Consider the following 8,167-nt stretch of genomic DNA (forward strand, 5'->3'; position numbering starts at 1 on the left):
GAGGAAGGGACTTTCTCCAGAAAGTCCCTTCCTCCCCTCCCCAATCTCCCGTTCCCCTCCCCACATCTTCCTTTCCTTCCACACTCAAAAGCGAGATCGCCATGAGTGAAACGCCTACTACGCGCCCGGCTCCAAAGCAGCGCACCTACCGCAAAAATCAGTTTCTTTTCGCCCTGATCGGCAAGATGAAGCTGTGGCCTTCTCGGAAGGGCATCCTCCACGGCATCCGGACAATGGAAATCGCGGGTGACCACGCCGTGATCACCACGCACTGCGGCAGGACCTTCACCGTGCGCGATTCCCGCACCTCAAGGGCCAGCCGATGGCTCCGCAACAAGATATTCGCGGATCCGTGTCCGATTTGTGCCATCCCCGAATGGAAACTCAAGAAATATCAGGGAACCGTGTTCCGCAAAAAGTCCGGCGCGATCCTGCGTGCGGAGGGAGGCGGACAATGATCTTCAGCGAAGAACAGCAACGGCGGCTTGGCGAACTCGGTGCGACGTCCGAAGACCTGCAAGCCGGGTTTACGGACAGCGCAGAGCGTAACCGTGCCTTCCAGCGCCTTGAGTCCCGGCTCGTCACGGAGCAGCACGAACGCCTCGACGCCCTGTGCGAAGGCCCACGCAGGCCGTTTATTCTGGAACTGGAGGAACGCCTTTCCGCCGTTCTGCGCACGGCGGGCTTCCTTCAGGTGCATACCCCGATCATCCTGTCCCGCGCGCGCCTCGAAAAAATGGGCGTATTCGATGGCTCGATTATGGAAAAGCAGGTGTTCTGGATCGACTCCAAACGCTGTCTGAGGCCCATGCTGGCACCGCATCTGTATGAATACATGCGCGAAGTCGGAAGGCTGCGCCCCCGCCCGGTGCGGCTGTTCGAGGTCGGCCCGTGCTTCCGCCGTGAGACGCAGGGGCAACGCCACGCCAACGAATTTACCATGCTGAACCTTGTGGAAATGGGCTTGCCCGAAGGCACGGATCTCAATGCTCGTCTGTGCGAACTCGGCGCGATGGTGCTTGATGCCGCCGGGATCGAGGGCTGGCGCATGACGGGCGAGGATTCCGCCGTTTATGGCGAAACTTCGGATTTTGTGGACAAAAACGGCATGGAGCTGGCGTCCTCCGCCCTTGGCCCGCACCCGCTTGATGCGGCTTGGGGCATCATGGAGAACTGGGTGGGCATCGGCTTCGGCCTTGAGCGCCTCACGATGGCCGCGACCGGGGAAAGCACGATGGCGAAAACCGGACGGAGCCTCTCCTATCTTCACGGGATACGGTTACGGATATGAAAGCAGTAAGATGCCAGCCTCAGATGGGTAAAGAGGCCTTGCTCGGCCTCCTGTCCGTGAAATCGGAGGGGGAGCGGGCGTTTGTCTTTGACGCGGCCCGGGAAGCGCGGCGCAGGGCGTTCGGCAACAAGGTGTTTTTGTACGGCTTCCTGTACCTGAGCACCCATTGCCGGAATGACTGCGCTTTTTGCCAGTACCGGAGGAGCAATTCAGCCCTTGAACGTTACCGCAAGCCGCTCGAGGAAATGCTCGAAGCGGCCGGGCGCCTCGCGGCGGATGGGGTGCACCTGCTCGATCTGACCTTGGGGGAAGATCCTTATTATGTGGAGCCCGCCGGATTCCATCGGCTGTTGGAGCTGGTAGCAGCCCTCAAGGAAGCCTCCGGGCTGCCGATTATGGTGTCTCCGGGCGTGCTTTCGGCGGAACAGCTCGTACGGCTCCGTGAGGCCGGGGCGGACTGGTACGCCTGCTATCAGGAGACGCACAACCGGGATTTGTTCACGCGGTTGCGTCTGGAGCAGGATTATGATCGCCGGAAGCGCACGCGTCTTGAGGCGGCGGGGTGCGGCCTGCTCGCCGAGGACGGCCTGCTCACGGGCATAGGTGAATCGGCGGAGGATTTGGCGGATTCGATTCTCGATATGGCGCGTGAACCGCTGAATCAGGTCCGGGCCATGAGTTATGTGCCGCACGAATCGACGTTCCCATCCACAGCCGGGGACACGCTTGAAGAGCGCCGCGCACACGAATTGCTGGCCATTGCCGCGATGCGGCTGGTTATGGAAGATCGGTTGATACCGGCCTCTCTGGATGTGGATGGCCTCGAAGGTTTGGCGATGCGGCTCAAGGCTGGGGCGAACGTGGTGACGTCCATCGTGCCTTCCGGTTGCGGCCTTGCGGGTGTGGCCTCCAAAGACCTCGATATCGAGAATCAGCGCAGGAGCGTTTCCGCTGTCGTCAGACAGCTTGGGGAACTCGGGCTCGAACCCGCCTTGCCCGGCGAGTATCGCGCATGGGTCGAGCAGCGGAGGCGGGGAGAAGAGCGGTAAACGGACTTTTTTGGGGAGGGGTACGCCGGAAAGCTCGCTCCGGCGCAGGCTCAAAGGTTGGTGCTGCGGAAATGACGTATGCGTGAGCCGGGACGACCCCAAGTCCGAGCCCAACCGGGAGCGGGAATAGGGTGTGATTCCGGGGACGGGAAGTTTCTTGAGGGGCGGTGGTCGAATGCGGGTAACGATAGTCGGCGGCGGATTGCAGGGCGTGGAGTTGTGCTGGCTGGCGCGGAAGGCCGGTTGGGGGACGTTGCTTGTGGATGAAAGGCCCGCGCCTCCGGCGTTGCGGCTGGCGGATGCTTTCGCCCAATGCGACGTGACGAAGCTGGGCGGTTCCGACGGGAAAGTGGAACACCAGATTTTGGGGACTGACATCGTGATCCCCGCACTGGAAAATGCCGCCGCGCTTGCCGCGCTCGACGGCTGGTGTGCCCGTAAAGGCGTGTTGTTCGCCTTTGATCCCTTCGCCTACGCGGTTACCTCCTCCAAACTGCGGAGCCGCGACCTGTTCCTGCGCTGCGGTACGCCGATCCCGCAACCTGCGGCAAGAGCGGATACAAAGGGCTTTCCGATCATAGCCAAGCCCTCGGAAGGCAGCGGCAGCCGGGGCGTCCGCCTGCTCCGCGATGAAGCCGAACTGCGTGCCTATATTCCTGAGGGATTCGATGCCGAGGGATGGGTTTTGGAATCGTACTGCCCCGGTCCGTCCTTTTCACTGGAAATATGTGGAACACCCGGAAACTACAGAATCTTTCAGGTGACGGACCTGCTCATGGACGAAGCCTTCGATTGCCGGGGCGTGGTTGCGCCCACCGGCTCTTCACCGTCCTTCGTGCGAGAGATGGAAGCCGCACTGCTTAATCTTGCTGAAATGTTGCGGTTGCACGGGCTGATGGATTTGGAAGTGATCCAGACTCCAGAAGGTATGCGCGTACTGGAAATAGATGCCCGTTTTCCGAGCCAGACGCCCACGGCTGTATGGCTGTCCACGGGCGTCAACCTCGCGGAACATCTGGCGGCCTGCTTTTTCCCCTATGCTCCGGGGCCCGGCCTTGGCGCACCACGCTTCGCCCGGTATGAACATGTCCTTTGTAAAGACGGCGGGCTGCATTTTCTCGGTGAGCACATCATGGGGCAGTTCGGCCCTCTGGAGCCGGTAAACGGTTTTTGTGGGGCCGATGAAGCCCTTGTCGGCGGAAGCCTGCTTTCGGGTTCGTGGGCCGCAACCCTGATGTTCGCGGGACAGGACGCGGAAGACGTGGCATCACGCCGCAGCGACTGCATAGAGCATCTGCGAGAATTGGCGGAGAGGCAGACTGGAAAAACGATTTTTAAAGGATAACTTGAAGATTGGAGAACCGCACCGGAATACATAACCATGCTTGCCGTTTGCAACGGTTGGTTCACCCATGCCATCCGTCTCTAATCAGGTGCCCTTCATGATGCAGCGTGCCGTCGCCCTTCTTCCTGTTGTGAGGCACGGTTTCCCCTGCATCTTCTCAGTGCCGGAGAAAACCTTTGCTGAAATTCCGCTCCCGGCATATTCTTTTCTCCATCTATATGTGTAATGTGATTTCCTCCGCGTCGCCTTTCCACTCGCCGAAAGTTTTGGAGAAAAGAAAGGAGGGCGTGGGGAATTGAACCTTTTCTTCAGAGGAGGGCTCTTTCCCTTTTCTGTTTCACGTTATCCCAAGGAGCATTTATGACCCGGCTGACGGAAAACGATATTGCCGGCATAGAAGCGGAATGGGCCACCTATGAAAGGCGGCTTGAGGAACTGACGGGCGACGATCTGCTGACACTGGCGGCCCGGACACTTGGCATCGATCCCGAAACCGCCCGCTCAGGCGTGCGGGAATTGCGGGTAGGCGCGATTCCGATTTCATCCGGGGAAGGGCTTATCGGGGGGTTCGCGGACTCGCTGGCTTCCATTGCCGGGCATCTTGGCTTCGAGGCCGATGTGCTTCCGGCTGATGTGCCCGGTTTTCAGCTCGCCAAGAGTGGCGGATTTGATCTGTTCATCTGGGCCGATGACGATACGTATCTGGCTGAGAACATCCTTACTGGTATCGTGGGCGAAAACGGTCGGGCCACGGGGCGCGGGTTCGCCACCGCCCTGATCCGCATGGCGGCGCGAAAGAGGCTGGAAAAGCGGGCTCTCGTGCTTGGAGCCGGACCTGTGGGCTGTGCGGGTGCTGAGACGCTGGCCTTGGCGGGCTATGAGGTTTTTCTCTGCGACATGGATGGGGAAAAGGCCCGCGCCGCTTGCGGGGCGCTTTCCGGCTGTACCCCCTGCACACCGGATGGCCTGTCCGGATTGCCGTTGTTCGAGTGCCTGCTCGACGCGGCGCCGACCAACGACTTTTTCCCCTTGGATCGGCTTGCCGCCGGAGCGTGCATTTCGGCTCCCTGCGTGCCCTGCATATGGACTCTTCGGGCGCCGGAAGGCGCAAGCGTCTGGCACGATCCCCTTCAGCTCGGCACGGCTGTCATGCTTCTCGCCGCTGCATTCGGAAGGCCCTGACAGCCCCTTCTCAATGATTGCCATTTCCCGTGAAGCCGATTAGACCGGGGGCTTATGAGGAGGCGATTATGAAAGAAGAGACGCTAGCCATTGTCCGCAGGATGCAGGACAACGAGGCTACTGACCAGCGTGTGTATGCGGCGCTGGCAAAACAGGCCAGTTTGCAGAAAAATCGTGAAATCCTTGAAAAGATGTCGCACGATGAAGGTCTGCATTGTGCGGTATGGGGCCGTTATACGGGGATTGAGGCCAAGGCCGACATGTTCCGGGTGTGGCTGTTTGTGGTGCTTGGGAAGATTTTTGGTCTCGTGTTCGTGATCAATCTGATGGAAGGGGGAGAAGACGACTCCGCGGAGAATTACCGGAAACTCATGGAGGAACTGCCCGAAGCCCGGAGCATCATGGAAGACGAAACCCGCCACGAGGCACAGCTCGCGGCCATGATCCATGAGGAAAAACTCAGCTATATCAGCTCGATGGTGCTTGGCCTCAACGACGCACTGGTGGAGCTGACCGGTGCTCTGGCCGGGTTCACGCTGGCCCTTAATGATAACCGCATGGTCGGTATGGCCGGGTTCATTACTGGGGTGGCGGCGACGCTGTCGATGGCGGCTTCCGAGTACCTCTCTAAAAAGGCTGACACGTCGGAAAAGCACCCGCTTAAGGCGGCGGTGTATACCGGCGTGGCCTACATGATCACCGTGGCGTTCCTGCTGCTGCCCTACATCGTGTTCGAGAGCCCACTGGTGGCTCTGGGATTCTGTCTGTTTGACGCGGCACTGATCATTTTGGGCTTTACCTATTTCGTGTCCGTGGTGCGGAAGGAATCGTTCGTTCGCGGTTTCACTGAGATGATTACCATCAGTTTCAGCGTGGCGGGCATTTCTTTCCTGATAGGTTGGGCGGCCCGGAGCTGGTTGAACATTGACATGTGAGCGACTTAATCTGAGATTGATTTTTGAGGTGTCACAGAAAAGGCTCCCTTATGGAAGAGGGGCGGTGGCAGGTTTTGGAAAATGCCGTTTGAGAGATGGACCAAGGTTCCCTTGACGGTTCATGCTGAAATTGCGGAGAATTCCCGCCGTTCTCCAAGAGCATTGCATCACTTTAGAATGACACAAGTTTCTATATAATACTTGATTTTGGGAAGATTCTGTTTCGAAGCAACAAACGCAAACAGCCCGTGACTCAGATACGTCGCGGGCTGTTTGTTTCAGCAATGATGCTGAGAAATTTACAGCTTTTCAGCTAGGGCGGAGAGGCACGAGCAAGTGTCCACCTTGAGATCAAGTCTCTTCAACGCCATCTTGATGCTGTTGATGAAAATGACGACATCTTCATAGGGAATGGTATAGGACGGCTGTTTGGCTTCAATGGCCTTGATGCAGGCGGCGAACAGCTCGTCCGTTTCCCAGCGGGGGTGGAAGCCGTCAATCGGATCGACGATACTCTTCATGCGGGCAACGACGTCGATCTGATGTTCATAGGTCGTATGGGGATAGAGGGCCTGCGCCATCTTGACGAGAGCTGCGAACGCGTCGCGGTCAAACGGCGTTCCTTGCTCCTTACGAGCGTCAATTGCGTTACAAACAATAACTTCAAGTTCCTTGTTCGTCATGACCAAATCCTCCTTTGGCGGAATCTCTTTGACCTTCACTACATAAGACTGAATAGCCCAGAGTCAACCGGATGGAGGCGGGAAAAAAGCCTTCTGTGTCGAACTTTTTTCGTCTGTGTCGGATGTCCAAGTAAAGAAAACACATCTCAACGGGTTGCGTATACGAAAACGATCCCGGATATACATATTACAAAAACTATATCCTCCAGTTACAACAGCTGTTCCATAGCCTGAATGTCTCATGATGGTTCTGCTATGACCTGAGTTGCAGATGGATGAGGTTACATGGGGACATTTTGCGGCTACGGTACAGGCGATGAAGAGAAAGCCGGATAGGGGAACTCTTCATTACCGAAGCCGCCCACGGCGACGTGACCCCATGCCGTAAACCCGAAGGGGCCCGGCTTCACGTCCGCCGTAGGGATCGGACAGTGGTGTTCCTTCGATGTCAAGTGATAGTCAGTGACAGTTTGTGCACATCTAACTATTTAGCGTAGTATTTTAATTACTGTCATCAACTGCAATTGCAATGAAGGGCACTGCCATTACGCAACACCGAGGGCGCATCGTTTTCCCCGGCGGCGTCCGACTTTTCCGGCGATATCCCGCGTCGCCAGTGGGAGGTTCTCAAGGGATTCGATCTGCTCCGCGATGGATTGCAGGTTGTTGCACACCAGACGCAGCAACGGTGCGTTGTCGAGGTTCAGTCCCTGCATGAGTGTCGCCTGCACGCTCCGCAAATCTTCACTTATAGCCATGAGATTTCTCCTTGTCGTCTCGCTCCACGAAATTCGCCGTTTTCCCGGCGCGTTTTGAAAGTGCCCGAGTCCGGTTTGTTTGTCAATTAAAAATTGATAAATTGAATAAAAATTGATTTGCACCTCTTGTAGAAGTAAGCTGAGATTGACAAGACAATCAAGAATCGGGTATAGGCTGGCTCATGAACACAATACCATCCGAATCCGATTCCAATGCCATTCTGGACCGCCTCCTCTCCGGTGCGGGGCTGCATCGTGACGCCCAGTTGGCGGCACTTCTCGGCGTTTCGCCGCAGGCCGTCAGCCAGGCCCGGCGAAAACGCAAGATTCCGGAAGGATGGGTGGTCAAAGTCTCGCAACAGTGTGGCCTGTCGATGGACTGGCTGATGTTCGGGAAGGGAGACGAATCCACTCCTGTAGCTTCCCATGCTCCGGTTGCTTCATCAATTTCCCAGGCGTCGACGCCTGCGGGTGCGGCGGTTCCGGATCTCGACCTGTTGTGCATCCCTCTGGTGGCGGCGAGCCTTTCCGCCGGAGTGGGAAGCCTGCAAACCGAAGCCGATGTACTGGATTATTTTGCCTTTCGTTCCGATTGGCTGTGCCGGAAGGGCAATCCCGACAAGATGGTGCTCATGAAGGTTTATGGTGACAGCATGGAACCGGAGATTTGCCACGGGGACATGGCCCTCATAGATCAGAGTAAACAGCAGATTTATCCCCATACGATCTACGCCGTGGGTGTCAACGAGGAAATCTACATCAAGCAGATCGAGACGCTGCCCGGTCATCGGATGCTCCTTCGCAGTCTGAATGAACGTTACGAGCCCATCGAAGTGGATCTGCGCGGCGACATGGCCGAGTCCGTCCGCATCATCGGCAAGGTTATCTGGTGGTGTCGCGAAGCCTAAGGAACAGAGAAGATTT

Annotated in this window: 9 protein-coding genes; 7 read left to right on the forward strand and 2 right to left on the reverse strand. The window is 57.5% G+C overall.

The window, feature by feature from the left end; translation table 11 throughout:
• Positions 1 to 101: 101 nt before the first annotated feature.
• The 6 genes from pylSn to HMPREF0178_RS13135 all read left to right on the forward strand — a co-directional run bounded on the left by pylSn (position 102) and on the right by HMPREF0178_RS13135 (position 5,802).
• Positions 102 to 458: a pyrrolysine--tRNA(Pyl) ligase small subunit gene (gene pylSn, locus HMPREF0178_RS13110; RefSeq protein ID WP_009368527.1), complete on the forward strand. Its 357-nt coding sequence runs from the start codon at positions 102 to 104 to the stop codon at positions 456 to 458.
• The gene (pylSc, locus tag HMPREF0178_RS13115) at positions 455 to 1,291 is read left to right on the forward strand and encodes a pyrrolysine--tRNA(Pyl) ligase large subunit (protein WP_009368528.1); all 837 of its coding nucleotides are present in this window, start codon (positions 455 to 457) and stop codon (positions 1,289 to 1,291) included. Before pylSn ends, pylSc begins: the two co-directional genes overlap by 4 nt.
• Positions 1,288 to 2,340: a methylornithine synthase PylB gene (pylB, locus tag HMPREF0178_RS13120; RefSeq protein WP_009368529.1), complete on the forward strand. Its 1,053-nt coding sequence runs from the start codon at positions 1,288 to 1,290 to the stop codon at positions 2,338 to 2,340. Before pylSc ends, pylB begins: the two co-directional genes overlap by 4 nt.
• A gap of 175 nt (positions 2,341 to 2,515) precedes the next feature.
• The gene (gene pylC, locus HMPREF0178_RS13125) at positions 2,516 to 3,685 is read left to right on the forward strand and encodes a 3-methylornithine--L-lysine ligase PylC (RefSeq protein ID WP_009368530.1); all 1,170 of its coding nucleotides are present in this window, start codon (positions 2,516 to 2,518) and stop codon (positions 3,683 to 3,685) included.
• 360 nt (positions 3,686 to 4,045) lie between these two features.
• Positions 4,046 to 4,867 carry a 3-methylornithyl-N6-L-lysine dehydrogenase PylD gene (gene pylD / locus HMPREF0178_RS13130; RefSeq protein WP_009368531.1) on the forward strand — a complete coding sequence of 274 codons (822 nt, stop codon included), beginning with the start codon at positions 4,046 to 4,048 and terminating at the stop codon, positions 4,865 to 4,867.
• 68 nt (positions 4,868 to 4,935) lie between these two features.
• Positions 4,936 to 5,802 (forward strand): VIT1/CCC1 transporter family protein, encoded by an 867-nt coding sequence (locus HMPREF0178_RS13135; protein ID WP_009368532.1) that lies wholly within the window; start codon positions 4,936 to 4,938, stop codon positions 5,800 to 5,802.
• A 299-nt stretch (positions 5,803 to 6,101) separates the two neighbouring features.
• Here the strand turns inward: HMPREF0178_RS13135 and HMPREF0178_RS13140 are convergent, their stop codons facing one another.
• Both HMPREF0178_RS13140 and HMPREF0178_RS13145 read right to left on the reverse strand, forming a co-directional pair.
• Positions 6,102 to 6,485 carry a hypothetical protein gene (locus HMPREF0178_RS13140; RefSeq protein WP_009368533.1) on the reverse strand — a complete coding sequence of 128 codons (384 nt, stop codon included), beginning with the start codon at positions 6,483 to 6,485 and terminating at the stop codon, positions 6,102 to 6,104.
• A gap of 545 nt (positions 6,486 to 7,030) precedes the next feature.
• Entirely contained in the window at positions 7,031 to 7,243 is a 213-nt protein-coding gene (locus HMPREF0178_RS13145) for a hypothetical protein (RefSeq protein WP_009368534.1), read from the reverse strand.
• 182 nt (positions 7,244 to 7,425) lie between these two features.
• Here HMPREF0178_RS13145 and HMPREF0178_RS13150 point away from each other — a divergent pair, with 182 nt between their 5' ends.
• Positions 7,426 to 8,151 (forward strand): S24 family peptidase, encoded by a 726-nt coding sequence (locus HMPREF0178_RS13150; RefSeq protein ID WP_009368535.1) that lies wholly within the window; start codon positions 7,426 to 7,428, stop codon positions 8,149 to 8,151.
• Positions 8,152 to 8,167 lie beyond the last annotated feature (16 nt).

This window comes from Bilophila sp. 4_1_30 (genome assembly GCF_000224655.1).
GTDB lineage: Bacteria > Desulfobacterota > Desulfovibrionia > Desulfovibrionales > Desulfovibrionaceae > Bilophila > Bilophila wadsworthia.

Coding starts and splice junctions, on each gene's coding strand:
- HMPREF0178_RS13135 (WP_009368532.1), top strand. CDS start 4,936: ATGAAAGAAGAGACGCTAGCCATTGTCCGCAGGATGCAGGACAACGAG.
- HMPREF0178_RS13145 (WP_009368534.1), bottom strand. CDS start 7,243: ATGGCTATAAGTGAAGATTTGCGGAGCGTGCAGGCGACACTCATGCAG.
- HMPREF0178_RS13150 (WP_009368535.1), top strand. CDS start 7,426: ATGAACACAATACCATCCGAATCCGATTCCAATGCCATTCTGGACCGC.
- pylC (WP_009368530.1), top strand. CDS start 2,516: ATGCGGGTAACGATAGTCGGCGGCGGATTGCAGGGCGTGGAGTTGTGC.
- pylSn (WP_009368527.1), top strand. CDS start 102: ATGAGTGAAACGCCTACTACGCGCCCGGCTCCAAAGCAGCGCACCTAC.
- pylSc (WP_009368528.1), top strand. CDS start 455: ATGATCTTCAGCGAAGAACAGCAACGGCGGCTTGGCGAACTCGGTGCG.
- pylD (WP_009368531.1), top strand. CDS start 4,046: ATGACCCGGCTGACGGAAAACGATATTGCCGGCATAGAAGCGGAATGG.
- HMPREF0178_RS13140 (WP_009368533.1), bottom strand. CDS start 6,485: ATGACGAACAAGGAACTTGAAGTTATTGTTTGTAACGCAATTGACGCT.
- pylB (WP_009368529.1), top strand. CDS start 1,288: ATGAAAGCAGTAAGATGCCAGCCTCAGATGGGTAAAGAGGCCTTGCTC.